This window comes from Pseudophaeobacter sp. EL27, assembly GCF_900313025.1.
Taxonomy (GTDB): domain Bacteria; phylum Pseudomonadota; class Alphaproteobacteria; order Rhodobacterales; family Rhodobacteraceae; genus Pseudophaeobacter.
This window is the reverse complement of record NZ_OMPQ01000008.1, coordinates 614210-638958: the sequence shown is the minus strand read 5'-3', so window position 1 is coordinate 638958 and position 24749 is coordinate 614210. Positions and strand designations below refer to the sequence as shown.

General features: G+C 60.1%; 22 protein-coding genes and 1 tRNA gene. 10 read left to right on the top strand and 13 right to left on the bottom strand.

The window, feature by feature from the left end:
* Positions 1-103 precede the first annotated feature (103 nt).
* The 4 genes from ED661_RS07590 to paaZ all read right to left on the bottom strand — a co-directional run bounded on the left by ED661_RS07590 (position 104) and on the right by paaZ (position 4201).
* Positions 104-180 (bottom strand) — tRNA-Met (locus tag ED661_RS07590).
* Positions 181-304: 124 nt separating this feature from the next.
* The gene (locus ED661_RS07585; RefSeq protein ID WP_122073278.1) at positions 305-1270 is read right to left on the bottom strand and encodes an alpha/beta fold hydrolase; all 966 of its coding nucleotides are present in this window, start codon (positions 1268-1270) and stop codon (positions 305-307) included.
* A gap of 28 nt (positions 1271-1298) precedes the next feature.
* Positions 1299-2102, bottom strand: a complete 804-nt coding sequence (locus ED661_RS07580; protein WP_122073277.1) for a PaaX family transcriptional regulator C-terminal domain-containing protein — start codon at positions 2100-2102, stop codon at positions 1299-1301.
* Positions 2103-2170: 68 nt separating this feature from the next.
* Positions 2171-4201, bottom strand: coding sequence for a phenylacetic acid degradation bifunctional protein PaaZ (gene paaZ, locus ED661_RS07575; protein WP_122073276.1), 2031 nt, complete (start codon positions 4199-4201; stop codon positions 2171-2173).
* A 200-nt stretch (positions 4202-4401) separates the two neighbouring features.
* Between paaZ and paaG the strand changes: the two genes are divergently transcribed.
* From paaG to ED661_RS07555, 4 genes are read left to right on the top strand one after another with little or no spacing between them, the layout of a single operon-like run.
* On the top strand, positions 4402-5187 hold the full coding sequence (paaG, locus tag ED661_RS07570) for a 2-(1,2-epoxy-1,2-dihydrophenyl)acetyl-CoA isomerase PaaG (RefSeq protein WP_122073275.1): 786 nt from the start codon (positions 4402-4404) through the stop codon (positions 5185-5187).
* Complete coding sequence (gene paaI, locus ED661_RS07565) at positions 5184-5627, top strand: hydroxyphenylacetyl-CoA thioesterase PaaI (protein WP_122073274.1); 444 nt, start codon at positions 5184-5186, stop codon at positions 5625-5627. The genes paaG and paaI overlap by 4 nt, the downstream gene beginning before the upstream one ends.
* Before the next feature lie 14 nt (positions 5628-5641).
* A complete protein-coding gene (paaK, locus tag ED661_RS07560; RefSeq protein WP_122073273.1) occupies positions 5642-6952 on the top strand; it encodes a phenylacetate--CoA ligase PaaK in 1311 nt (436 codons plus the stop codon).
* 20 nt (positions 6953-6972) lie between these two features.
* Positions 6973-7569, top strand: a complete 597-nt coding sequence (locus tag ED661_RS07555; RefSeq protein ID WP_122073272.1) for a TetR/AcrR family transcriptional regulator — start codon at positions 6973-6975, stop codon at positions 7567-7569.
* Between the two features lie 659 nt (positions 7570-8228).
* On the opposite strand, the gene ED661_RS07550 is transcribed toward ED661_RS07555, so the two are convergent.
* The gene (locus tag ED661_RS07550) at positions 8229-9086 is read right to left on the bottom strand and encodes a LysR family transcriptional regulator (RefSeq protein ID WP_122073271.1); all 858 of its coding nucleotides are present in this window, start codon (positions 9084-9086) and stop codon (positions 8229-8231) included.
* Between the two features lie 101 nt (positions 9087-9187).
* Here ED661_RS07550 and ED661_RS07545 point away from each other — a divergent pair, with 101 nt between their 5' ends.
* The gene (locus ED661_RS07545) at positions 9188-10321 is read left to right on the top strand and encodes a TauD/TfdA family dioxygenase (RefSeq protein WP_122073270.1); all 1134 of its coding nucleotides are present in this window, start codon (positions 9188-9190) and stop codon (positions 10319-10321) included.
* Positions 10322-10325: 4 nt separating this feature from the next.
* On the top strand, positions 10326-10928 hold the full coding sequence (locus ED661_RS07540; RefSeq protein WP_122073269.1) for an HD domain-containing protein: 603 nt from the start codon (positions 10326-10328) through the stop codon (positions 10926-10928).
* Positions 10929-11113: 185 nt separating this feature from the next.
* Here the strand turns inward: ED661_RS07540 and trpS are convergent, their stop codons facing one another.
* Complete coding sequence (trpS, locus tag ED661_RS07535; RefSeq protein WP_122073268.1) at positions 11114-12142, bottom strand: tryptophan--tRNA ligase; 1029 nt, start codon at positions 12140-12142, stop codon at positions 11114-11116.
* Between the two features lie 137 nt (positions 12143-12279).
* On the opposite strand from trpS, the gene ED661_RS07530 reads away from it, so the two are divergent.
* The gene (locus ED661_RS07530) at positions 12280-12966 is read left to right on the top strand and encodes a rhomboid family intramembrane serine protease (protein ID WP_122073267.1); all 687 of its coding nucleotides are present in this window, start codon (positions 12280-12282) and stop codon (positions 12964-12966) included.
* A 119-nt stretch (positions 12967-13085) separates the two neighbouring features.
* Here ED661_RS07530 and murJ read toward each other — a convergent pair whose 3' ends face one another.
* Genes murJ through ED661_RS07515 form a run of 3 tightly spaced genes read right to left on the bottom strand, consistent with a single transcriptional unit; the run spans position 13086 to position 18638 of the window.
* A complete protein-coding gene (gene murJ / locus ED661_RS07525) occupies positions 13086-14675 on the bottom strand; it encodes a murein biosynthesis integral membrane protein MurJ (protein WP_122073266.1) in 1590 nt (529 codons plus the stop codon).
* Positions 14672-17455 carry a [protein-PII] uridylyltransferase gene (locus ED661_RS07520; RefSeq protein ID WP_174214164.1) on the bottom strand — a complete coding sequence of 928 codons (2784 nt, stop codon included), beginning with the start codon at positions 17453-17455 and terminating at the stop codon, positions 14672-14674. Before ED661_RS07520 ends, murJ begins: the two co-directional genes overlap by 4 nt.
* 10 nt (positions 17456-17465) lie before the next feature.
* Positions 17466-18638, bottom strand: a complete 1173-nt coding sequence (locus ED661_RS07515) for a penicillin-binding protein activator (protein ID WP_122073264.1) — start codon at positions 18636-18638, stop codon at positions 17466-17468.
* A gap of 86 nt (positions 18639-18724) precedes the next feature.
* On the opposite strand from ED661_RS07515, the gene rsmI reads away from it, so the two are divergent.
* The 3 genes from rsmI to gshB all read left to right on the top strand — a co-directional run bounded on the left by rsmI (position 18725) and on the right by gshB (position 20978).
* Positions 18725-19582: a 16S rRNA (cytidine(1402)-2'-O)-methyltransferase gene (gene rsmI, locus ED661_RS07510; protein ID WP_122073377.1), complete on the top strand. Its 858-nt coding sequence runs from the start codon at positions 18725-18727 to the stop codon at positions 19580-19582.
* A gap of 1 nt (position 19583) precedes the next feature.
* Complete coding sequence (locus ED661_RS07505; RefSeq protein WP_122073263.1) at positions 19584-19958, top strand: YraN family protein; 375 nt, start codon at positions 19584-19586, stop codon at positions 19956-19958.
* Between the two features lie 84 nt (positions 19959-20042).
* A complete protein-coding gene (gene gshB / locus ED661_RS07500; RefSeq protein ID WP_122073376.1) occupies positions 20043-20978 on the top strand; it encodes a glutathione synthase in 936 nt (311 codons plus the stop codon).
* Between the two features lie 134 nt (positions 20979-21112).
* Here the strand turns inward: gshB and ED661_RS07495 are convergent, their stop codons facing one another.
* The 4 genes from ED661_RS07495 to cobU form a co-directional block, all read right to left on the bottom strand.
* Complete coding sequence (locus tag ED661_RS07495; RefSeq protein WP_122073262.1) at positions 21113-22621, bottom strand: YifB family Mg chelatase-like AAA ATPase; 1509 nt, start codon at positions 22619-22621, stop codon at positions 21113-21115.
* 167 nt (positions 22622-22788) lie between these two features.
* Positions 22789-23472 carry a glutathione S-transferase gene (locus ED661_RS07490; RefSeq protein WP_122073261.1) on the bottom strand — a complete coding sequence of 228 codons (684 nt, stop codon included), beginning with the start codon at positions 23470-23472 and terminating at the stop codon, positions 22789-22791.
* A gap of 81 nt (positions 23473-23553) precedes the next feature.
* Positions 23554-24135: a histidine phosphatase family protein gene (locus ED661_RS07485; RefSeq protein ID WP_122073260.1), complete on the bottom strand. Its 582-nt coding sequence runs from the start codon at positions 24133-24135 to the stop codon at positions 23554-23556.
* The gene (gene cobU / locus ED661_RS07480) at positions 24132-24740 is read right to left on the bottom strand and encodes a bifunctional adenosylcobinamide kinase/adenosylcobinamide-phosphate guanylyltransferase (RefSeq protein WP_371412408.1); all 609 of its coding nucleotides are present in this window, start codon (positions 24738-24740) and stop codon (positions 24132-24134) included. The genes ED661_RS07485 and cobU overlap by 4 nt, the downstream gene beginning before the upstream one ends.
* Between the last annotated feature and the right edge of the window lie 9 nt (positions 24741-24749).

Below are 24749 nucleotides of genomic sequence, written 5' to 3'. Positions count from 1 at the left end.
AGCCCCAGATTGGCCCACCAAAGGGTAGCCGGTTTACAGGTCGTAGACGGAATGGTCTCGGCCCGGGGGCCGAATGACAAACTACTGATTTGCAGGAGAGAAATGGTGGCGTGGGGGAGACTTGAACTCCCGACCTATCGATTATGAGTCGATCGCTCTAACCAACTGAGCTACCGCGCCATCTTCTGTGAGGGGCGATTTACGGAATGGCGCCCCTGGGGTCAAGGCGCAAATGCAGGAGAAACCCGCTTTCGGAGATGTTTTTTTGTCTCGCCCGGCAGTTTCCTTGATTTTCAGCGCTTTGCTAGGCGCTGGGCAGGTCCCGCAAAGTGGCGCGAATGAAGTCAATACACAGCTCAGGCGCGGTGATCGGCAGCATATGGCCACGATCCGGGGCGATTTCGCAGCCCAAACCATAGATCTCCATCACTTTGCCCTGAGATTGCGGTGCGAGAATGGCATCCTCTGCCCCAAAGAGAATCGCCCCAGGCGTGCGGAGCTCCTTGGCATAGCGGTCGGCCTGGGTTTCGATCGCGGGGTAGAGGTAGGAGGCATCTGCCGAGGCCGCGACAAAGCTCTCAGGGCGCAGGCCCAATGCGCCGCCAGCCTTGATGAGGAAGTCATCCGGGCAGACCTCCGGGGCAAAGATCTGCTGTAGAACCGGTGCGGCGGTGCGTTCTGCGGTCGGAACCGCAACAGTCTGCGCCATCAGATGCCGCATGACACTGGTGTGGACGATCAATCCTTTAAACGCCTCAGCGCCCTGAGGCGAGGGATGTGTCAGTGGCGCCAGCAGGGCCAGGCCACGAATTTTCTCAGGGGCCTGCAACGCCATGGCCAGTGAGACCGCACCGCCCAGGGAATGCCCGACCAGAACTGGTTGCTGGATCTCTAGCTGATCCAGCACATCCAGCAGGGTTTTGGCCTGTTCCGGCAGGCGGGCCAGGGCATCGCTGTTGCGTGTTGAATAGCCACATCCAGGTCGGTCCAGAGCGATGACCCGATGATCCTTGGCCAGGTCCTCGGCCAGGGCATAGGTGAAATGCTGCAACTGACCGCTCAACCCGTGGATTAGTACCAGAGGCTGCGCATCACGCGGTCCGATGTCGATATAGTGGATCTTGCCCTGTACCGTGTTGCAGAACTGGCCGATGGGCGGCACCAAGTGTCGGGCCTCGCGTGCCAGCCTTCGGGTTTTGAGATGCGATGCCCCCAGCAGCGCCGCAGGGGCGGCGAGGGCGATGAGGGCAAGACTGCTAAGGGCTGACATCAAAATACTCCGAGGGAAACGGGGGGCGCTATGCAGAAGGGGGGCTCTCCAGTGCCTGAAGCTGTGGCTGCGGCAAGCGGTCCAAGAGCTGAAAGACACGGGCCCGGCAAGCTTCTCCGGCCCAGGCATCGGGGGCGAAACTTACTGGCAGAACCGGGTGACGCAGGGCTATACGGCGCCAGTGGTGCACGATCAGGGTGCGAAGGGTCGCGACCTGCACCGGGGCCAGACCTGGCTCGGGCAGTGCGATGTTGTTCAAGGCCTCTAGCAGCGACTGGCAGGCCTCGACCAGATCCTGCGGGAACAGGCGGGCCTGCAGCCATCCGGGCACCGAGAGATCAGAAACACTTGCCACAAACAAATCATCCAGGCCTTTTGGGGCCGGGCCATACCCCAGTGCTGTCCGGCGGTTGACCTGAGTATATTGCGGTAACAACAGCGTCTCTTCCAGCACGGTCTGGCCGCTGCCGTCCTCTGCGATCAGCAGATGCCAGAGCTCTGGTGGCTGCGGTGTACGGGCATAGATGCGCGGGGTCACGGCGGTGGATTGCTTGCGGCCAAATTCGGTCAGGTAATGCACCGAGGCCCGTCCCGATCGGGTGCTCTCGATCCAGCCATCCTTGCGCAACCGATGCAGCGCCACGCGGATGGCTTCGGGCTTGATCCCCATGGGGGTGATGATCTGGGTCAGGGTGGTGCCGCTGATCTGATCGCCGGGTATCTGCGCCAGATCGCCAAACAGCGAGACAATGATCGACCAGACCCGCAGGTTCTGCAGATCGGTGAGCTGGGCGATGCTCGCCTCAAAGGTTTGAGAGGATAGTGCTGTCATGACAGCAGGATAAGCGCTCTGGGCCAGTTAGACCAGCCCGGAGCGTGAGGGCATATCGGTTTCGCCGCTTAGAAGGCGTTCATGGTCAGCAGTTCGTATTCCGCGACCTTTTCGTCGTCCTGATTGGTCAGGGTGACGTGCCAGCGGACCTCGCCGTATTCCTCGTTCCGAGGCGTCTTTTTCTTCACGCTCAGGCGCACCTTGATGCTGTCGCCGGCCGAAACCGGCTTCATGAATCGCAGATTGTCCAAACCCGTGTTGGCCAGAACCGGGCCCTCATTGGGTTCGACAAACAGGCCGGCTGCAAAGGAGAGCAGCAGATAGCCATGCGCGACGCGACCGGGGAAGAAGGGGTTCCGCTTGGCGGCCTCGTCATCCATATGGGCGTAGAAAGTATCACCGGTGAAGGTGGCAAAATGCTCGATATCTTCCAGCGTCACCTCGCGCGAAGGGCTGTTGAGCGTCTCACCAATGGCCAACTCGCCATATTTGCGGGTGAAAGGATGCGTCGGGGCGGCGATCTCAGTACCACCGGGCACCCATTGTTCGCCGATGGCGGCCAGAATGTCGGGGCTGCCCTGAATGGCGGTACGCTGCATGTAGTGTTTCACACCGCGCACGCCGCCCAGCTCTTCGCCGCCACCGGCACGACCGGGTCCACCATGCACCATATGGGGCAGGGGCGAGCCATGACCGGTGCTTTCCTTCATCGAGGCGCGGTTGTTGAAATAGATCCGACCGTGATAGGCGCCGGAGCCCAGGGCAACCTCGCGGGCAACCTCGGGGTCATTGGTGATACAGGAGGCCACCAGCGAGCCCTCGCCACGGTTTGCCAATGCAACAGCGTGATCCAGATCGCGGTAGCCCATCACGGTGGAAACCGGGCCAAAGGCCTCGGTGTCATGGACGCGTTGGGCGGCATCAGGGTTTTCGCAGTGGAACAGCATCGGCGGCATAAAGGCGCCTTTTTCGCCGTCGGCGCCTTCAACCGCAAAATCATCAGGGTTGCCGTAGACACGGGTGGCCTCGGTCGCGAGGATCGCGGCCTTTTCCAGCACGTCGCGTTTCTGACCGATAGAGACCAGCGCGCCCATACGGGTGCCTTCCAGACGGGGATCACCGATGGTGGTTTTGGCCAGGCGGGCTGACAGCGCTTCGATCACCGCTTCAGTCTGCGATTCCGGGGTGATGATGCGGCGCACAGCGGTACATTTTTGTCCCGCCTTGGTGGTCATCTCGCGGCTGACCTCTTTGATGAACAGATCAAATTCCGGCGTGCCGGGCATGGCATCTGGTCCCAGAATGGACGCGTTCAGGCTGTCCTGTTCAGCAACAAAGCGGATCGAGTTTTCCAGAATTACCGGGTTCTGGCGCAGCTTCAGTGCGGTCTGGGCCGAGCCGGTAAAGCTGACCACATCCTGCATGGTCAGATGGTCGAGCATATCGCCCAGACCACCCGAAACCAGTTGCAGCGCACCGGCAGGCAGGATGCCACTGTCGAGCATCAGCCGCACGGCCAGTTCGGTGACATAGCAGGTGGCGGTCGCAGGTTTCACGATGGCAGGCACACCCGCCAGCAAGGTGGGGGCGAGTTTCTCCAACATGCCCCAGACGGGGAAGTTGAAGGCGTTGATATGGACCGCAACCCCTTGCAAAGGCGTGCAGATATGCTGGCCGAGGAAGGTGCCGTTGCGCGACAGCTGCTCGACCTCGCCATCCAGATAGACCTTGGCATTGGGCATTTCACGGCGACCTTTGGAGGCAAAGACAAACATGGTGCCGATGCCGCCGTCGATGTCGATCATGTGGTCCGCCTGGGTGGCGCCGGTCTCAAAGCTGAGATCATAAAGCGCCTGCTTGTGCTCATTCAGATGCGCCGACAGCGCCTTGAGCATCCGTGCGCGGTCATGGAAGGTCAGCGCCCGCAGGGCAGGGCCACCCACGTCGCGGGCATAGGACAGCATGGCCTGCACATCCAGAGCGTCATTGCCGGCCTGCGCCAGCGGGGCACCAGTGACGGCGCTGGCGATATTGCGGGCGCCGGCACCCGGGGCGATCCATTCACCAGCGGCAAAACTCGATATGTCTAGAAGGCTCATGCTCTGTCCTTTTCATTCCTATGAGTGAGGCCGACCTCCCCGCAGTGAGACGACTCGCCGCGCCGGGGCCTCAAATTCGCATTCAATGATATATTGACCGACTGGTCGGTTTATGCAAGAAATTTGTCAACGGAGTTTTGCATCGCGCCTGTTTCGACTGGTCAGATCCAGCGAGACGGGGCTGCAGGAGGGAAAAAGACATGAGCGATTCTATTCTGGTCGCGGATCACGGCACTTGGGTGGAGATCACCCTGAACCGGCCGGATCGGCTCAACAGTTTCAACGATGAAATGCACTATGCCCTGCGCGCAGCCATCGAGGCCGCGCGTGATGGTAGTGCGCGGGCGATCCTGCTGACCGGTGCCGGTCGAGGGTTCTGCGCTGGCCAGGATCTGGGCGACCGCGACCCGCGCAAGATGGATGGCCCGCCGGATCTGGGCAACACCGTGCGTACCTTCTATGCGCCGCTGGTCAATCTGATCCGCTCGCTTGAGTTTCCGGTGATCTGTGCGGTCAACGGTGTCGCTGCAGGGGCTGGTGCCAATATCGCGCTGGCCTGTGACATGGTTTTCGCGGCGGAAAGCGCCAAGTTCATTCAGTCTTTCTCCAAGGTCGGGTTGATACCGGACACCGGCGGCAGCTGGCATCTGCCACGGCTGCTGGGCGAGGCCCGCGCCAAGGGGCTGGCCTTTACCGCGCAGCCCCTACCCGCCAAACAGGCCGAAGACTGGGGGCTGATCTGGAAGGCTGTTCCGGATGCCGATCTGATGGAGACCACCCGCGCCATGGCCGCGCAGCTGGGCAATGGGCCCACCCTGGGTCTAGGCCTCAGCAAACATTGCATTCAGGATGCCGCTGTTGCCACGCTGCAGGATCATCTGGAACAAGAGGCCGACGCGATGAAGACCTGCGGCGAAAGCGCCGATTATGCGGAAGGTGTTGCCTCCTTTCTGGAAAAACGCGCGCCCAAGTTTCAGGGGAAATGAGCATGACCGCAGAACTCACGCCTAAACAGCGTGCTGAAAAATCCGCAGAGGCCATGTGGGCCAGCGACAATGCCTCAAAATGGGCGGGGATGGAGATCACCGCGATTGACGAAGGCTCTGCTACGCTGGAACTGACGGTCGAGGCGCATCACTGCAATGGCCATGGTATCTGCCATGGGGGCGTGACCTTCATGCTGGCCGATAGCGCCTTTGCCTTTGCCTGTAACAGCCGCAACCAATCCACGGTGGCGCAAAGCAACAGCATTACCTTTACAGCCCCCGGCAAGCTGGGCGAGCGGTTGATTGCCCGTGCCACTGAGGTATCCCTCACCGGGCGCAGCGGCATTTATGACGTGACAGTTGAAAACCAATCCGGCCAGATGATCGCTGCCTTTCGCGGGCTTTCCCGTGCGATCAAGGGCCAATTGTTTGAAGAATAAGTGAGGAGAACGCCATGAAAGATCTGACCCCGAATAAGGCTGACCTCGACGCGATCGAGATTGCCTCGATTGATGAAATCCGCGCCGTGCAGCTGGAGCGCCTGAAGTGGTCGCTGCGTCACGCCTATGACAACGTGCCAATGTACAAAGAGCGCTTTGACGCGGCTGGTGTACACCCGGATGATCTGCAGCAGCTGTCGGATCTGTCGAAGTTCCCGTTTACCTACAAAAACGACTTGCGCGACAATTATCCCTTTGGTCTTTTTGCGGTGCCACGCGAAGAAATCATCCGTCTGCATGCCTCCTCCGGTACGACAGGCAAGCCGACTGTTGTGGGCTATACCGCCAATGACATCTCCAACTGGGCCGATCTGGTGGCGCGCTCTTTGCGGGCTGCGGGTCTGCGCAAGGGCAATATGGTGCATAATGCCTATGGCTATGGGCTGTTCACCGGCGGTCTGGGGGCGCATTACGGTATCGAACGTCTGGGCGCGACCGTGGTGCCGATGTCCGGCGGCCAGACCGAAAAGCAGGTCGGCTTGATCACCGATTTCCAACCCGATGGCATCATGGTGACGCCGTCCTACATGCTCAACATCCTTGAGCAATATCGCAAGAATGGCATGGATCCACGCGACAGTTCGCTCCAGGTTGGTGTCTTTGGTGCCGAGCCCTGGACTGATGCGATGCGCCGTGAGGTTGAGGCGGCCTTTGATATGCATGCGGTTGATATCTATGGTCTGTCCGAGATCATGGGCCCCGGTGTAGCCAGCGAATGTGTCGAGACCAAAGACGGGCCGGTGATCTGGGAAGACCACTTCCTGCCCGAGATCATTGACCCCAAGACCGGCGAAGTGCTGCCGGACGGTGAAATGGGCGAGCTGGTCTTTACCACCCTCACCAAAGAAGGCCTGCCGATGGTGCGTTACCGCACCCGCGACCTGACGCGTCTGCTGCCCGGCACCGCGCGTTCGATGCGGCGGATGGAAAAGATCACCGGTCGTTCGGATGACATGATCATCCTGCGCGGGGTCAATGTCTTCCCCAGCCAGATCGAAGAACAGCTGATGGCCACCGGTGGTCTGGCCCCGCACTATCAGATCGAGCTCTACAAAGCCGGTCGCATGGATGCGATGCGGGTCTATGTTGAGGCCGAAGCCGATGCCACCGATGAGCTGTCCAAGACCGCCGCAGCGCGGATGCTGACCAAGCGCATCAAGGATATGGTTGGTGTCTCCACCGAGATCATCGTAGGAGAGCCCGGCGAGGTTGAGCGCAGCCAGGGCAAGGCCAAGCGCGTTGTTGACAACCGCGACGCTGACTAACCAAGGAGAGAGCTGAGCCCATGGCCCGCACCATTGCAAAAGACCACGATGAAAAGCGCGCCCAGATTCTGAAATCTGCGGCCAAGGTCTTTGCCGAGGCGGGCTATGATCGCGCGTCCATGACGCAATTGGCGCGCGAATGCGGGATCTCCAAGGCCAATATCTATCACTACTATGACAGCAAGGAGGCCGTGCTTTTTGGCCTCCTTGATACCTATCTGTGCGACCTGCGCGACCGGGTTTGCGGGATCGAGGTTACGGATCTTGCCCCGGATGAAGCCCTGCGTCAGGTGGTGGCAGAGGTGCTGCTCGCCTATCAGGGGGCTGACTACGAGCATAAGGTGCAGTCCGGTTCGATGGGGGCATTGCCGGAAGAACAGCAAAAGCTGCTGCGCGCCTATCAGCGCGAAATGGTGCAGTTCCTCAGCGATACACTGCAGGCCGTGGCGCCCGAGGTCTTTGCCGCAGACCCAGGCAAGCTGCGCGCCGCCACCATGTCGGTCTTTGGCATGTTGAACTGGTACTATATGTGGAACTCCGGCGCCGGCCCCAAGGCGCGCGAGGACTATGCCGAACTGGTCGCCAACCTGACCCTGAACGGGGTGCGGGGGCTGTAGCACTCGAACCGCTGAAGTACGGCCTCAGGCCGGGCAGCGCCCGAGCCTCCCCATGGGAGGGCGCTTTCGCACCCACCCAGGCTCGGGCGCTGTCCTTGGTATGTAAGCTACCCGATACTCCTCCTGGTTGCTTTTGTGGTGAGGGTGTCTTAGTCGTCTGGCATGACAGACTATTCAAAGTTCTTATTTTTTCTTATCCCAACTTTTGTCTTGTCTATGCTCCTGCTATCCATTTTTAGCTTTGCAGGGTTGTGCTCGATTTCGGATTGTATGGGGCGCGGAGAGATTATTCTTTCCAATGTTTCCTTGGGAGTTTTGCTTGTTTTCCTTGGAAGCGTACCGGGATTATTCACAATTGTGTCGTGCTGGCATTTGCTTAGGCAAAGACCATTGGGGAGCGGAGTGCGGTTTCTGGGGTGGGCCATTTGTTTGAGCATTGGCTTCATGGGATGTGCGCAAGTCTTCATTGACTTTGGGGACGCGTGGGCTGGTGCTACGATGGTCTTGTTTTCGGCCTGTTTAGGCGGCTCTATTCGCAATTTCCCTTTCCACTAGATGTGTCTCAAAAGATTGGGAAAGTTGGTTGTTCACTTTTGGGTGCGCTACCAGAATAAGTCCTTTTGCCCCTCGCTTTCGCAACCTGCAGCTAAGGGGTGAAACTAGCTTGCTAAGCTTATCCGCAGCACTTCCCATTGCCGCCGGGACATGCGCTCTTTGGAGGCCAGCAGCCAATAACTCTCGTGATGCGGCATCACCTCTGCGCTCACCTGTATTAATGCGCCGCTGTCCAGATCCGCCTGACACAGAGGCAGCGAGCCGAGCAGCACTCCAAGTCCTGCACGCGCGGCCGCCAAGGCCGAGGCAAAGGTGTCATAGCGCAGCGCGGTGGGGGAGGTGGTGACCTGGCCGCTGAACTCGCGCCAATCGCGCCAGCTGGGGCGGGGGCCAGAGACGGAGAGGCGCGGCAGATCGCGCCAATCCTTGGTGGTTTGCAACAGGGCGGGCGCAGCCATGGGGGCAATGCGTTCTTCAAACAGGGGCGCCTTGTACATGCCCGGCCAGTCGCCGGCACCATAGCGGATCTTGACGGTGCCGTCCTCCTCGGCGGCATCCCCGGACAGGACCATGGTGTTGATGGTGACTTCGGCACCGCTGGCCGCCAACAGGGCGGGCAGGCGCGGCGTGATCCAGTGCTGCACGATCGAGGAGCTTGCAGAAATCACGATCTTGTTGCGCCCCACCCCAAACAGCGCCTCTGAGCTGTCGCGCAGCGCGTTCAGCGAAGCCTGCACATGCGGCAACCAGGCCTCGCCTTCGGTGGTCAGATGGATGGCGCGGGTTTTGCGCACAAAGAGCTTGGTGCCCAGCTGATGTTCGAGGTTGCCAATGCGTTGGCTGATGGCGGGTTGGGTCAAGCCCGTTTCCCGCGCCGCAGCGGTAAAGCTGCCCAGCCGCGCGGTAGTTTCAAAGGCGCGCACCCATTCCAGCGGAATGCTGTCGAATTTGGAATCACTCATAAGAAAACCTGAGTCTCATGTGGGCTTTTGCTGATTTGATTTTATAGGCGGGCTGGCTGAGACTGTCACCCGTGAATAGATCAGCTAGGACCTTTCAAGCGATGACATCCGTATCCCTCTCCGCCAATGGCGATTTCCTGACCCTAGACCTGGATGGTCAGCCCCACCGCTTTCACGCCATCTGGCTGCGCGACAACGCCTGGGATCCAGAGACCCGCGCACCGGGCAATGGCCAGCGTCTGGTGGCCCTGCGCGACATTCCCGCCGAGACCAAGCTGGTGGCGGCCGAGATTGCAGAAAATACCTTGAAGGTGAGCTTTGCCCCTGAAGACAAGACAGTAGAGTTTGATCTAAGCTGGCTGGCTGCCAATAGCTATGACAAGGCCACCCCGACAGAGGCAGGCTGGCTGGGCGAGGGGGTAGAACCCTGGAACAGCAGCCTGATGTCCTATGTGCCCACTGGTGATTTTCAGGCGCTGAGCGGGGGTGGTGATGCGCTGCGCGACTGGCTGGGGCAGGTCACGCGCTATGGTTTTGGCAAGATCGAGAATGGTCCGACCGAAGATGGCTCGCTGTTTAAGGTGGTTGATCTGTTTGGCTATGTGCGCGAGACCAATTATGGCCGCCATTTTGAGGTCCGCACCGAGGTGAACCCAACCAATCTGGCCTTCACCGGATTGGGGCTGCAGGCCCATACCGACAATCCATATCGCGACCCGGTGCCCTCGATCCAGGTGCTCTATTGCCTTGAGAGCTCCGCCGCGGGTGGTGAAAACATGGTGGTCGACGGCTTCGCCGCAGCACTGCGCCTGCGGGCCGAGAATGAGGCCTATTTTAACGTGCTGGCCAAATACTGCGCCCGGTTTGAATATGCCGGCGATGCCGATACCTGCCTGCAGTCACGTCGCCCGATGATCGAGTTGGCACCGGATGGCGAGCTGATCGGCGTGCGTTTCAACAACCGTTCGCTGGCTGCCGTGCAGGATGTGCCCTTTGAGGATATGGGCACTTATTATGCCGCCTATCGCCGGTTGGGCGAAATCATTGATGATGAGGCCATGGAAGTGACCTTCCGTCTGGAGCCCGGTGAGAGCTTTGTGGTTGATAACACCCGGGTTCTGCATGCGCGCAAAGCCTATAGCGGCGCGGGAACCCGTTGGTTGCAGGGCTGCTACGCCGATAAGGATGGGCTGCGTTCGAAATATGCCGCCCTGTCAGCACACCAGGAAGGATGAGCTCATGAGCAAGCCAGATATCGCCAGCCTGAACCACAGCAATATCGTCGACTTCCTCGGCTCTATCTTTGAGCGCCGCGGCGGGGAGGAATACCTGGGTGAACCCGTGACCATGGGCGAGCATATGCTACAAGGCGCCACCATTGCCGAGCAGAACGGTCAGGCCGAAGAGATCATTGTCGGTGCGTTGCTGCATGACATCGGTCACTTCACTTCGGAGTTTGGCACATATCACCCGGATGACACCGAAGACCGTCATCACGAAGACGCGGGCGCCGAGGTGCTGGAGCAGTTCTTTCCCAGCGTGATCACCGATTGCTGCCGCTATCATGTGGCGGCCAAGCGCTATCTCTGCGCCACCAAACCCGAGTATTTCAAACGGCTAAGCCCGGCCTCGGTGCATACGCTGGAATTGCAGGGCGGGCCGATGAATGCCGAAGAGGTTGCCGAGTTTGAGGGCAATCCCAACCTGAAAGAGATCATCGCAGTGCGCTATCTCGATGAGGCGGGGAAACGCGCCGACATGGAGACGCCGGACTATTGGCATTTTGCCCCCATGGTGCAGCGCATGGTGGACCGCCATTGCAGCACCGGCGAGGCGGGTTGAGCTTCACGATTATTGCCATTGAATACCTGGCCGATAGGCCAGGCAGCGCCCGACCCTCCCCGCGGGAGGGCGCTTGCGCACCCACCCAGGGTCAGGCGCTGCCCTAAGATTTCGGGCGAACCAGAAAAGACAGGCCCTCCAAATCAACTTGGAGGGCCTGCTAAGTTTCCGAAGGTTGGATCTGATCAGATCTCGGCCGGGGGGACCATGCCGACGATCTCATAGGTCTGGCGCAGGATCGGTGCGGTGATGGCGCGGGCGCGCTCGGAACCGCGGGTGAGGATCTTGTCGATCTCATCCTGGTTTTGCATCAGGCGGGTCATTTCGGTGGTGATCGGAGACATTTTCTCGACCGACAGTTCCGCCAGCATCGGCTTGAACTCGGAGAACTGCTTGCCGCCGACATCGGCCAGCACCTGATCAACCGACTGGCTGTTCATCGCTGCATAGATATTGACCAGATTGCGCGCCTCGGGACGTTCTTCCAGACCCTCGGCTTCAGAGGGCAGGGCATCCGGGTCGGTCTTGGCCTTGCGGATCTTCTTGGCGATGGTATCGGCGTCATCGGTCAGATTGATGCGGCTGGCGTCGGAGACGTCGGATTTTGACATCTTCTTGGTGCCATCGCGCAAGGACATCACCCGGGTGCCGGCACCTTCGATAACAGGTTCGGTCAGTGGGAAGAAGTCGACGCCGTAATCATGGTTGAATTTGGCAGCGATATCGCGGGCCAGTTCGAGGTGCTGTTTCTGATCCTCGCCCACAGGCACATGAGTGGCGTGATAGACCAGAATGTCAGCCGCCATCAGCGCCGGATAGGCAAAGAGACCCAGCGAGGCGTTCTGGGCGTTCTTGCCGGCCTTATCCTTCCACTGGGTCATGCGCTGCATCCAGCCCATGCGGGCGACGCAGTTGAAGATCCAGGCCAATTGCGCGTGCTCGGGCACCTGGCTTTGGTTGATCAGGATGGATTTTTCGGGGTCTAGACCGGCGGCAATAAACCCGGCACAAAGCTCGCGGGTGGATTTCTGCAGATCCTTTGGGTCTTGCCAAACGGTGATCGCATGCAGATCCACCATGCAATAGATGGTCTCCATGTCTTTGGCCTGCCAGTCGACAAAGCGCTTCAGGGCGCCCAGGTAGTTGCCCAGGTGCAGGTTGCCGGAAGGCTGAATGCCGGAGAAAACGCGCGGCGTAAATGTCGTATCGCTCATGGGGGCGAAACTCCCGTCTGGAATTATGGTCCCTAGTCGCTTACCCATGGGCCAGCGCAGGGTCAACAGGGCAGCGCCCACAGGCAGGCTGCGCGGGCCGTAAAACGACCGCTTCAGGTCAAGGAGAACGACAAACTATGAGTGACGATCCAAATATCTCTCCCGTCAACCCGCTGCCCCCGGCCGTGGTGGCGCTGGTGCTGGTGATCATGGGGATTGAAGCGGCGTTCTCTTTGGGGATGCGGGGCATCATTGGTGGCCCCGAGGCCATTGGATGGCGGCTGGAGGCGTTTCAGTCCTATGCGTTTTCCTCAGAGATCTTCTGGTGGATGCAGGAGACCGGGCAATGGCCAGCCGAACATCTGATCCGGTTCCTGTCCTATGCCTTTGTGCATGGGGCCTTTACCCATGCGCTGTTTGTCTGCGTCTTTGTGCTGGCCATGGGCAAGATGGTGGGCGAGGTGATGGGCGATCTGGCGATGGTCATCATCTTTTTGCTCTCGGCCATTGGCGGTGCGGTTGGATATGCGGTTTTGATGAATGCATCGGTGCCGCTGATCGGTGGCTTTCCGGCGGTCTACGGCTTGATCGGTGCCTTTACCTATATTCTGTGGCGGCAATTGTCGTTGGTGGGGGCGCAGCAAAGCCGCGCCTTCTCGCTGATTGCCTTTTTGATGGGGATCCAGCTGTTGTTTGGTCTGCTGTTTGGTGGCGCCCAGGACTGGGTTGCCGATCTCTGCGGCTTTGCCACCGGCTTTGGCCTGTCGTTCTTTTTGGCCCCGGGCGGTTGGGCGCGGATCCGCAGCAATATCCGGCGCGACTAACGTGGCTGTAGCAACGGGGGCTCCCGCCCGTCTTGCAGCATCAAGATGCTTTATCCCGTTGGGCCGGGCGCCGCGCTACCGCGCGGCGCGGTTGCGCCTGATGCAATTGAGGCGCTGATTTAGCCCTTGTTTCGACGCAGGCTGGCCTTGAAATCCGACAGCCGGAAGGCGCCGATACTAGCACCAATGGAAAAATAGCTGATGATACCAATCGCGACCAGTAAGGCCAGTGTAGGATAGCGGATACTGGCGCTATAGAGCCAGGGCTCTAGCATCCAGGCCAGGCCCCAGAGCAGGGCCCCCATCAGCAAAGAAGCGATGAGAATCCGCCAGATCCGCTGTTTGAACCGGGCATCAAAGCGCGCGCTTTGCCCCATCGCACCGGTGCCACGCGCCAGCTGCCAGACCATGGCCCAGCCGGCAATGGTGGTGCCTATGGCGGCGCCGATAAAGCCAAGAAGGGCAGCCCCTGCGATGGCCACCACCGCGTTGACCACCATCGCGTTCAGCGCAAAGCGAAAGGGGGTGCGGGTGTCTTCGCGGGCAAAATAGAGCGGCTGCAGGACTTTTTGCAGCACAAAAGCAGGCAGGCCGAGCCCGTAGATCGCCACGGCCAGGGCGGTGGCCTGGCTGTCCTCATAGGAGAAAGCGCCCCGTTCAAACAGAACCGAGACCAGTGGCAGCGGAATGGCCATGAGCGCGATGGCTGAAGGCACGGTCAGCGCCAGCGAAATCTCCCCTGCGCGGCTGAAGGCGTGTTGCGCGCCCGTTGTGTCTTCGGCGGCCAGACGCCGCGACAGATCCGGAAGCAGGACGATACCAACAGCAATGCCAACCACGCCGAGGGGCAGTTGATAGAGCCTGTCGGCATAGCTGAGCCAGGCGATGGCCCCATCAAAGAAACTGGCGACCTGACGACCAACCAGCAGGTTGATCTGCACAACCCCGCCTGCCAGTATGGCCGGAGCAGCGATTACAGCCAGGCGTTTGAGATCCGGAGTGAGCCGAGGGCGGCGTGGCGTCAGGCGAAAGCCGGCTCGGCTGGCGGCAATCCAGACCAGCGCCATCTGCGCCACCCCGGCCAGCAGCGTCGACCAGACCAGCAAGGTGCCCTGCGAAAAGCCCAGCAATTCCGGCTTGCTGGCCGGAAGATAGGCATCAAGCAACCCGCTTTCCCCCAATACCAGTGCCCCGACCAGGATGATGTTGAGCAAGACCGGAGCCGCCGCTGCTGCCGCAAAGCGCCCCGAGGCGTTGAGCACGCCAGAGAGCAGTGCCGCCAGCGAGATGAACAGGATATAGGCAAAGGTGATGCGGCCAAAATCAACGGTCAGATCAAAGCGGGCATCACCGCGAAAACCGCTGGCCATAGCCATGACCAGCCAGGGCATCACCAGCTGCGCCACCAGGGTAAAAACGATCAACACAGTGGCTAGGCCGGTCAGGGCATCGCGGGCAAAGCCAACCGGATCCTCATCCTTTTGCAGCTTTTTGGAAAACAGCGGCACAAAGGCGGTGTTAAAGGCCCCCTCGGCAAAGAAACGGCGAAACATATTGGGCAGGCTAAAGGCCACCAGAAAGGCCTCGGCCACCGGGCCAGTGCCTAAGAAGCTGGCAATCATGATGTCGCGGGCAAACCCCAAGACACGACTGGCCAGGGTCCAGAACCCGACGGTCATAAAGCCCGACAGCAGTTTTACCGGTTTCATGATCGCGCCCGTTTTGACCCTTCGGAGATCGCCTCGCGCAGTTTGCGTTCGAGGAAATCCTGCTTTGACTTTGCATGGTACTTCAAGCCAAACATATCCTTGACGTAGAAGGTATCGACCACCTGTTCGCCATAGGTCGCGATCACCGCATTGGCGATATAAACATTGGCGCCGGCCAGAGTGCGGGCCAGATCATAGAGCAATCCGGTGCGGTCGCGAGTGTCGACTTCGATGATGGTGTAGATCTCCGAGCCCTCATTATCAAAGGTGATATGCGTGGGCACCTTGAAGGCCTTTTCGCGCTTTTTAAACTTGTCGCGGGTCTCCAATGCCTCGCCGGTGATCACCTCACCGTTCAGTGTCTTGAGGATCATCTGGTTCAGTCGTGGCAGCCGGGAGGCCTCAAACGGGTGGCCATCGGCATCCTGGATCCAGAAGGCATCCGTTACATAGCCATCCTTGGTGGTATAGCTGCGGGCATCGACCACATTGGCCCCAACCAGGGCCAATGCACCAGAGACGCGGGCAAAGATACCAGGGTGATCAGCCATGACAAAACAGGCGCGGGTCGCATCACGGTCATCATCCGGATAGAGCCGGATGACAATTCCGGCGTCGTCATTCTTGGCCTCCAGCTCCTTCAGCATCTCCGCAAAATCGACATGGGCGGTGACGTGCAGCCCCTGCCAATAGGGATCATAGTGGCGTCCGGTTTCGCGTTTTAGATCGGATTTGGACCAATCAGGCAGGGCGGCGCGCAGGGCCTTTTTGCCGGCAGCTCCACGGTGTTCGCGGTTCAGCGCCTCCATGCCGTTGTCCAGCGCCTCGCGGGTCTGGTTATAAAGCGCGCGTAGCAGGGCGGCCTTCCAATTGTTCCAGGTGTCAGGGCCAACGCCGCGAATATCGCAGACGGTCAGTACCAGGAGCAGATCCAGCCGCTTGACCGATTGCACCGCCTTGGCAAAGCCCCGCACGGTGCGCGGATCGGCAATGTCACGTTTTTGCGCCATGTCCGACATCAACAGATGGTTGCGCACCAGCCATTCCACGGTTTCGCTGTCAGCCTTGTTCAATCCCAGACGGGGGGCAACCTTGCGGGCGATCTGCGCACCAAGGATGGAATGATCCAGCTCGCGGCCCTTGCCGATGTCATGCAGCAGCATGGCCACCAGCAAAACCTTGCGGTTGAGCCCCTGACGGATCACTTCCGACGACAGGGGTAGCTCTTCTTCCAGCTCGCCCTTCTCGATGGCGGTGAGGTTGGAGATCACCTGAATGGTGTGTTCATCCACCGTGTAGGAGTGATACATGTTGAATTGCATCATCGCCACGATCGGTTCGAACTCTGGGATAAAGGCCGAGAGCACGCCGAGCTCATTCATGCGGCGCAGGGCGCGTTCCGGATTGCCGTGTTTCAGCAGCAGATCCAGGAAAATCCGCCGAGCTTCCTTGTCGCCGCGCATCTCGTCGTCGATCAGATCCAGATTGGCCGTGACCAGCCGCATGGCATCCGGGTGGATCAACATGCCGGTGCGCAGGGCTTCTTCAAAGATCTTCAGCAGGTTCAGCTTGCTGTCGAGGAATGTCTCGGGATCGGCCACATCCAGACGGTTGTGAATGACCTTGTAGCCAGGTTTTACCCGCGGGCGGCGACGGAAGATCCGCTCCAAGAGTGGCGCGCTTTTTTGCTGGCTGGCCTCAAGTTTGGTCAGCAGGATCCGGGTGAGGTCACCAACGGTTGTGGCATGGCGAAAATACTCCTGCATGAAGATTTCAACGCCGCGCCGACCGGCGCGGTCCTTGTAGCCCATGCGGCTGGCGACCTCGACCTGCAGATCAAAGTTGAGCTGCTCGGTGGCGCGTTTGGTGGTCAGATGCAGATGCGCGCGCACAGCCCAAAGGAAATTGGCTGCGGTGGAAAAGGTGTCGAGCTCCTCTGGCGAAAACAGCCCGATCGAGACCAGATCAGCGGCGTGTTGAACCTGGTAGACATATTTGGCGATCCAATAAAGCGATTGCAGATCGCGCAGTCCGCCTTTGCCCTCTTTGACGTTGGGCTCGACCATATAGCGCTGGCCTTGCTTGAGGTGGCGCTCGTCGCGTTCCGTCAGTTTTGCTTCGATGAAATCATGGGCATCACGAGAGAACAGCTCCGCCCGCAGCCGGTCCTCCAGCTCATCAGCGAGGTCCTGGTCGCCGGTCAAAAAACGCTGTTCCAGCATGGCGGTGCGGATGGTGTAATCCTCTGTGCCAAGCCGGATGCAATCCTTGATGGTGCGGCTGGAATGGCCGACCTTGAGCCGCAGATCCCAAAGGATATAGAGCATCGATTCAATGACGCTCTCGGCCCAGGCGGTGACTTTATAGGGGGTGAGGAACATCAGGTCGACGTCTGAAAACGGCGCCATTTCACCACGGCCATAGCCGCCCACGGCGATCAGAGCGATCCGTTCACCAGAGGTCGGCGTGCCAACCGGATGCAGATAGGTGGTGGCGACATGAAAGGCCGTCAGAACCAGCCCATCGGTCAGATAGCTATAGGATTTGGTCAGGGCACGGGCCGCAAAAGGCGCCTTGGCAAAGGCCTCTTCAATGGCCGCGCGCCCTTGTTTGTTGGCCTGCCGTAGCAGAGCCACAGTCTCACTACGCAGGGCTTCTGGCTCGACCTCTTTGGCCAGAGCAGCGATCTTTTCCTGCATCTCGGAGAGGTTGAAAATGCTAAGAGCATCGCAGATCAGCTCGGAAGCGGGGAGCGTTCCGAGCTGATCACGAGGGGCCATCCGGGCTGGATCAGAATCCTGCGCCGGAGAAGCTGCTGGGGGCTGCGTCAATGATGACTACCTTCTGTTCTTGAATCGTTGCGATGGCCAAACCGCGATCATTGGTCCCATCGGGGCGCAGACGGAAGATGCCGCCAGTGCCCTGGAAGCCCGCCCCCTGGGTCAGGGCTGCTGCTGTCAGCGCATCGGCCTTGCCAGCTCCGACCAGAGCGCCAATTGCTGCAATCCCATCATAGGCCAAGCCGCCAATGGAATGAGGCGCGCTGCCATAGGTGGCTTCGTAGCGATCCCGGAAACCGCGAGCCTTGCCAGGGTCGGGCATGGCAAACCAACTGCCCTGGACGCCAGGCAGGGCCAGGGTCTGGGCAGGAACGTCCCACCGGGTGAGGCCAATGTACTGAATGTCTTCGGGTTTGACGCCAGCTTCGGGCAGCAGCTGGGTCAACAGCGGCAGCGCCCCGGCGGTGGTGGCCGTCAGGAACAGCGCGTCTGCGCCGCCGCCGCTTGTGGCGGACTGGATCTGTGGAATGGCGTTGATGACGCCTTTTTGCGACAGTTCATAGCCAACGCTGCTGGTGATGTTCACACCGGACCGCGCCGCTGCATTGCGGATTGCGGCCTGTCCGGCCAGACCAGATGAGTTATTGCCGCCCGCGATCAGGATGTTGTTTTTGCCCTGCGACTTGGCATAGGCGGTCAGGCGGCGGGCGGTATTGTCAAAGGTTGGCCCGAGGATGAAAACATTGCCCCCGGCAATCGAGGTGGTGTTGGAAAAGGCCAGGACGTTGATGCCCTTTTGAGCGGCAGCAATGCCAGCGGCATTGGCGGCCTCGGCATAGACCGGCCCCAGAATAATCCGCGCGCCTGCGTTGACGGCTTCGGTGGCAGCAGCTGCGGCCCGGGTGGGATCGCCTGCAGTGTCATAGATGCGCAGGTCAATCTGCACGCCTTGCAGATCGGCAATGGCCAGACGAGCTGCGTTTTCCAGGCTCTGTGCCAATACGCTATCGCCGGACTGCGCCGAGCCACGCGGCACCAGCAGCGCCACAGGCACGGGTTTGGATGTATTGATTGTGGGGCCACCGCCGATCGTAATCGGATCACAGGCGGCCAGGGCAAATGTGGAAATCGCGGCGATTGCAGACAAAGTTGCCTTGCGGGCCCGCTTGAAAACAGCAAACATAATGGACTTGTAACTCCCCTTGTCCGGCGCTTGTGCGCCGTGTTGGTTCTGGGGCAATCATAAACGACCAAAAAGGCGGGTCCAGCGTGAATCATCAGATCGTCAATTTGTTGCCGGGACTGTATTTTGTGGCAACACCTCTGGGCACGGCGCGCGACATCACGCTGCGGGCGCTGGATGTGCTGGCCTCGGCGGATCTGATTGCCGCAGAAGACACCCGATCCCTGCGTCGCCTGATGGAGATCCATGGCGTTCCACTGGGGGAGCGGCAAGTGATTGCCTATCACGACCATAGCGGAGTGGGTGCGCGCGGCAAATTGCTCTCGGTATTGGAGGCCGGAAAATCTGTCGCCTATGCGTCCGAGGCGGGCATGCCCCTGATAGCTGACCCCGGCTATGCCCTGTCCAAAGCCGCTTCCGAGGCCGGGCATCTGGTGACCTCCGCACCAGGGGCCACGGCGGTAACCACCGCGCTGGCGCTGGCTGGACTGCCGACGGATGCCTTCTTTTTTGCGGGGTTTTTACCCAATGCCAGTGGGGCGCGACGCAAACGGCTCGAGGAAGTCGCGTCGATTCCCGGTACCCTGGCCTTTTACGAATCCCCTAAACGGGTGGCGGCCTCAGTGGCGGATATGGCCCAGGTGTTGGGCAATCGACCCGCAGCCCTGTGTCGGGAGCTGACCAAAAAATTCGAAGAGGTACGCCGCATGCCCCTGTCCGAGCTGGCCGCCAGCTTGGAGGAAAACCCGGTGAAGGGCGAAATTGTCGTCCTGGTGGATCGGGCCTCGGAGGTGGCGGTGAGCGATGGCGATATCGAGAGCGATCTGCGGGCCGCACTTGCTGACAACTCGGTCAAGGACGCCGCCGCCATTGTGTCGGAAGCCCATGAGATGCCGCGCCGCAAAGTCTATCAAATGGCCTTGAAACTGGCCAAAGAGAGCTGAGATGGCCAAACCGCCTGCCTCTGCCGGATTGCGGGCCCATCTATCAGGGGCCGCAGCTGAGGATCAGGCAGCGCGCGCCTATGTCGATCTTGGTTATGAGCTGGTTGAGCAGCGTTGGCGCGGGGCAGCGGGTGAGATTGACCTGATCCTGCGCAAAGGCCCTCTGCTGGTCTTTGCCGAGGTCAAGACCGGGCCCAGCTATGAGGCGGCTGTTGCCCGGATCAACCCCCGTCAGATGGGGCGCGTTCAGGCCTCTGCCGCCCTGTTTCTGGATCAGCAACCGCATGGCAGCCTGAGCGAGGCGCGTCTTGATGTGGTTTTGGTTTTTGGCGCGGGCGAGGTCGAGATCCTGGAAAACGCCTATGGTCAGGGCTGACCCTGCGGCGCGCAATTTGAACAAGGCATATTGAACCTGACAGCCCGCTGCGCCATCTATGGCGAAAGCAAAAGGGAAACTGCTATGAAAATTGCCTTTCAGATGGACCCGATTATGGGTGTGGACATCAACGCCGACAGCAGCTTTCGCCTGGCGGAAGAGGCGCAGGCGCGCGGCCATGAGCTGTTTTTCTACCTGCCCGATCAGCTGGCCTATCAGGAAGGCAAGATCACCGCGCGTGGTCAGGACATGACGGTGCAGCGGGTGGCGGGTACACCTGCCATCCTGGGTGAGATGCGCGAAGTTGATCTGGCTGATTTTGACGTGGTCTGGCTGCGCCAGGACCCGCCCTTTGACATGCATTACATCACTTTGACCCATCTTCTGGACCGGTTGAAGGATGACTGCCTGGTGGTGAATGATCCCTTCTGGGTGCGTAACTACCCGGAAAAGCTGCTGGTGCTGGATTTCCCGGACCTGACACCGCCCACCGCGATTGCCCGCGATCTGGACACCATCAAGGCGTTCAAGGCGCGCCACGGTGATATCATCCTCAAGCCGCTGTATGGCAATGGCGGCGCCGGGGTGTTCCGTCTGGACGCCAAGGATCGCAACCTGACCTCCCTGCATGAGCTGTTCACCGGATTTAGCCGCGAGCCGCTGATCGTGCAAAAATTCCTGCCTGACGTGAGTAATGGCGACAAGCGGGTCATCCTGGTGGACGGCGAACCCGTTGGGGCCATCAATCGCGTACCTGCGGCGGGTGAGACACGTTCGAACATGCATGTCGGTGGGCGTCCCGAAAAGGTTGGCTTGACCGAGCGGGATCTGGAGATCTGCGCCGCCATCGGGCCGCTTTTGAAAGAAAAGGGCCAGGTCTTTGTCGGCATCGACGTGATTGGTGACTACCTGACGGAGATCAACGTGACCTCTCCTACCGGCATCCAGGAGCTGGAACGCTTTGACGGGGTGAACATCGCTGAGAAGATCTGGCAAGCGATTGAAGCCAAGGTTAGCTGATGCACCAACAGAGTTTGGTGCTCACCATCGATTGCCGGTTTTCCGACCTGCCGTGCGTGTTGATCCAGGATCGTGCTGGCAAAGCCTTGCGAGAACATGGCCGCTGTTTTACGGGCGGCTGGCGGTGGGGTGCATCAGCCGATGAGCGGCAGCCGAAAGCTGAGGGCCTCAGCGAGATGCCCTCGCTCGACCTGATCACAGCAGGCGAGGTCAGCAATGGTGCGCGCCACCCGCATCACCCGGTGATAGCCGCGCGCCGAGAGACCAAACTGCTCGGCGGCGCGCTGCAATAACTCCTGGCTCTCAGCACTCAGCGCGGTTGCCTGTTCCAGCACCTCCCCCTCGGCATCGGCGTTCTGCCAGACCTCGGAAAGGGTATGGTAGCGCGCTGTCTGGATCTCACGGGCGATTGTAACGCGCTGGGCCACTTCGGTTGACCCCTCAAAGGCCGCAGGCAGCTCCAGATCCTTATAGGCCACAGGGGGGACTTCGATACGCAGATCAAAGCGGTCCAGCATCGGGCCGGAGATACGCCCCAGATAGTCCTCGCCGCAGCCGGGCGCGCGGGCGCAGGCGCGGGCGGCATCGGCGAGATAACCGCATTTGCAGGGGTTGGCGGCTGCCACCAGCATAAACCGACAGGGGTAGCGGATATGGGCATTGGCCCGTGCAATCATCACCTCGCCGGCCTCCAGCGGCTGGCGCAGGGTTTCCAGCACCGCGCGATTGAACTCGGGGAGCTCATCCAGGAACAAGACACCATTATGGGCCAGGCTGATTTCACCGGGTTGCGCTCGCCTGCCACCCCCCACAATAGCCGCCATGGAGGCGGTGTGATGAGGTTCGCGAAAGGGGCGGCTGCGGCTGATGCCGCCTTCGTCAATGAGACCACAAAGAGAGTGGATCATCGCGGTCTCCAAGGCCTCCGTCGGGGTCAGTGGCGGCAGGAGTGAGGGCAGGCGGGCAGCCAGCATGGATTTGCCGGATCCGGGTGGGCCGACCAACAGTAAGTGGTGGCGACCGGCGGCGGCAATCTCCAGGGCCCGTTTGGCCTGTTCCTGACCTTTGATGTCGCGAAGGTCGCGTTGGGTGGGATCGCTGCGTATTTCACCGGGGCGGGCCGGAGCGAGGGGCATCTCGCCGGTGAAATGGCGTACAACTTCGGTCAGGGAAGCGGCACCAATGACCAGTGCATCACCGGCCCAGGCGGCCTCGGCGGCGGAGGGTTTTGGGCAGAGAAGGTGGCGATCCAGGGCCGCCGCCCCCATCGCGGCGGGCAGGGCGCCAGTGACGGGCATCAGCACCCCATCCAGTGACAGCTCCCCCAATGCGACAGTTTGCGCCACCGCGTCCGGCGGGATAAGGCCAATGGCCGCCAGCAGGGCCAGGGCGATGGGGAGATCAAAATGGCTACCCTCTTTGGGCAGATCCGCAGGCGAGAGATTGACGGTGATCCGCTTGGCAGGCAGCGCGATTGACATGGAGGCAAAGGCGGCACGTACCCGTTCGCGCGCTTCCGATACCGCCTTGTCCGGCAGGCCGACGATGGCAAAGGCCGGGAGCCCTGCCACCAGCGAGCATTGCACCTCAACCGGTCGGGCCTCTATGCCGTGAAAGGCCACTGTGTTGGCGCGGCTGATCATGCCTCTCCATTTCTTTGAACAAACAAGGAAAAACCATAGGCGCCGTGGTTTTGGAGTCAGCAAGGATAGGGATGATGAGAGCGATTTTTGTGATGATTTCTCGCAGACCTTACGCTCTTGGGCAGTTTGGGCCGGTTCAGGCGAAAGACCTGCGAGATGGGAAAAGACTAGCCGATGGGCCAGGTCGCACGGTCCAGATCCAGCAGGTAGGGCTCCGGGTCATAGGTGACCTCGCGCGCTTGGGCCTGCCATTTCAGCACTGCCGGGTCCGACAAAAGCAGCATGCAATAAGCGCGGGTCGCGGCAGAGACTGGCAGGTCATAGCCAATGATCCGCGCAGCGACCGGGGTATAGAACACCTCAGCCAGCGAATAGTGGCCAAAGAGGTATCCCTCCTGCGCGCCTGAAATGCTGCGGGCATGGGCAAAAAGCACCTCGATCCGGGTGACATCGGCCAGCACTGCTTGGGAGGGGGTAAAGTCCTTCCAGACATGGGAGAGCTGCATCGGGCAATCACCGCGCAGGGCGGAAAACCCTGCCACCATTTCCGTCACCAGCCAGCGGGCCGTGGCGCGCTGATCTGCGGATTTCGGCCATAGACCTGCAGTGGGGAAGTGCTCGGCCAGGGTTTCCCCCATGGCGAGGCTCTCCCCGATCACCAGCCCCTGGTCGGTCTTTAGCGTCGGCACCAGCCGGGCCGGTGCTAGATGCGCTAGGTCCTGCGCCATACTGCCGGAGTAAAGCCCGACCAGATGGGTGCTATGCGGGATTGCAAATTTTTCGAGCATGAGCCAGCCGCGCAACGACCAACTGGAATACATGCGATCACCAATATAGAGTTCATAAGCCATGCTGGGAGACTAACGCCGCAAGAGACATTCTAAAATCGAATATTTGTGTGAAAACAAATTACAAATATTGATATATTGGGGTCAGATAAGCTGATTGAGGGCGCCACTGCGCCAGCCATCTGGCCCATAGAACAGCTCAGTGAGCGACAGGTTGTCAATACGGTGCGAAAAAGCGGCTTCGGGGCTGAGGCCCTCGGCGCGTTGAATCTGGGTGAGGATCTGGCCAAAGTGACCGACCACCACCAGATCGCGCCCGGCATGCGCGGTGAGCAGGCTGTCAATGGCATCGTTGACGCGGGCACAGACCTGGTTCCAGCTTTCCCCACCCGGTGGGGTGGTATCGCCGGGGGTCTCCCAATAGGCGCGGATGCGGGTGGGATCCTCGGCGTCGATCTCTTTCCAGCTGCGCAGCTCCCAGTCACCAAAGTGAATTTCGCGCAAGCCGGGCATATGGGGCAGACGTTGGCGATTGCCCTGAACCGCTGTGGCAGTATCCACTGCACGGATCAGGTCGGAGGAAACCACCAGAGCCTCAGGCGGCAAGGCGGCCTCCAGCCGCGCCAGCGCCGCAGTGTCAGAGAGATCTGCGGGCAGGTCCGACCAACCAACCATGGTTTTGGCATGGGTAGGACCATGGCGGACAAGGTACAGGCGGGCATTCATAATTGACCTTTCAAAACCAGCGGCAGGCCAGCGGTAATCTGCACCACGGTATCGGCGCCTGCGGCCAGTGCAATATTGAGCCGCCCCTGCGCCTCGCGGAAGCGGCGGGCCAGGGAATTTTCCGGCACAATGCCAAGACCAACCTCATTGGACACCACCACCAGCTCTGCCGGACAGGCGTGAATGGCCTCCAGCAGCTCAGCCTGGGCCGCAGCCAGATCATGGTCGGCCAGCAGGTGATTGGTCAACCACATGGTGGCGCAGTCCAGCAGGCAGACATGATTGCTCGGCAATTGGTGCAACAGCTTTGCGGCCTCCAGAGGCTCTTCATAGGTTGTCCAATCAGCTCCGCGCTGCCGTAAATGGGCAGCGACCTTCGCTTTCATCTCATCATCAAATACTTGTGATGTTGCGAGGTAAGACTTTGGTTTTGCTGTTTTAAAACACAAATCTTCCGCAAATTTGGACTTTCCCGAAGCGGCGCCGCCCAGAATGAATGTGACAGGTGCCGACAAGTTCTTTATCCTTAGAAATGAACGGTTTCGCTCTTGTGCGTACCTGCTGAAGACGCCCAAAACAAGGGCGAAGACAGCATCCACTCGCATAGCTGGCTC

Coding starts and splice junctions, on each gene's coding strand:
- trpS (WP_122073268.1), bottom strand. CDS start 12,142: ATGAGCGATACGACATTTACGCCGCGCGTTTTCTCCGGCATTCAGCCT.
- ED661_RS07530 (WP_122073267.1), top strand. CDS start 12,280: ATGAGTGACGATCCAAATATCTCTCCCGTCAACCCGCTGCCCCCGGCC.
- gshB (WP_122073376.1), top strand. CDS start 20,043: ATGAAAATTGCCTTTCAGATGGACCCGATTATGGGTGTGGACATCAAC.
- ED661_RS07585 (WP_122073278.1), bottom strand. CDS start 1,270: ATGTCAGCCCTTAGCAGTCTTGCCCTCATCGCCCTCGCCGCCCCTGCG.
- ED661_RS07540 (WP_122073269.1), top strand. CDS start 10,326: ATGAGCAAGCCAGATATCGCCAGCCTGAACCACAGCAATATCGTCGAC.
- paaK (WP_122073273.1), top strand. CDS start 5,642: ATGAAAGATCTGACCCCGAATAAGGCTGACCTCGACGCGATCGAGATT.
- murJ (WP_122073266.1), bottom strand. CDS start 14,675: ATGAAACCGGTAAAACTGCTGTCGGGCTTTATGACCGTCGGGTTCTGG.
- ED661_RS07515 (WP_122073264.1), bottom strand. CDS start 18,638: ATGTTTGCTGTTTTCAAGCGGGCCCGCAAGGCAACTTTGTCTGCAATC.
- paaG (WP_122073275.1), top strand. CDS start 4,402: ATGAGCGATTCTATTCTGGTCGCGGATCACGGCACTTGGGTGGAGATC.
- ED661_RS07580 (WP_122073277.1), bottom strand. CDS start 2,102: ATGACAGCACTATCCTCTCAAACCTTTGAGGCGAGCATCGCCCAGCTC.
- ED661_RS07520 (WP_174214164.1), bottom strand. CDS start 17,455: ATGGCCCCTCGTGATCAGCTCGGAACGCTCCCCGCTTCCGAGCTGATC.
- paaI (WP_122073274.1), top strand. CDS start 5,184: ATGAGCATGACCGCAGAACTCACGCCTAAACAGCGTGCTGAAAAATCC.
- cobU (WP_371412408.1), bottom strand. CDS start 24,740: ATGCGAGTGGATGCTGTCTTCGCCCTTGTTTTGGGCGTCTTCAGCAGG.
- ED661_RS07495 (WP_122073262.1), bottom strand. CDS start 22,621: ATGATCAGCCGCGCCAACACAGTGGCCTTTCACGGCATAGAGGCCCGA.
- ED661_RS07550 (WP_122073271.1), bottom strand. CDS start 9,086: ATGAGTGATTCCAAATTCGACAGCATTCCGCTGGAATGGGTGCGCGCC.
- ED661_RS07505 (WP_122073263.1), top strand. CDS start 19,584: ATGGCCAAACCGCCTGCCTCTGCCGGATTGCGGGCCCATCTATCAGGG.
- ED661_RS07545 (WP_122073270.1), top strand. CDS start 9,188: ATGACATCCGTATCCCTCTCCGCCAATGGCGATTTCCTGACCCTAGAC.
- ED661_RS07485 (WP_122073260.1), bottom strand. CDS start 24,135: ATGAATGCCCGCCTGTACCTTGTCCGCCATGGTCCTACCCATGCCAAA.
- ED661_RS07490 (WP_122073261.1), bottom strand. CDS start 23,472: ATGGCTTATGAACTCTATATTGGTGATCGCATGTATTCCAGTTGGTCG.
- paaZ (WP_122073276.1), bottom strand. CDS start 4,201: ATGAGCCTTCTAGACATATCGAGTTTTGCCGCTGGTGAATGGATCGCC.
- ED661_RS07555 (WP_122073272.1), top strand. CDS start 6,973: ATGGCCCGCACCATTGCAAAAGACCACGATGAAAAGCGCGCCCAGATT.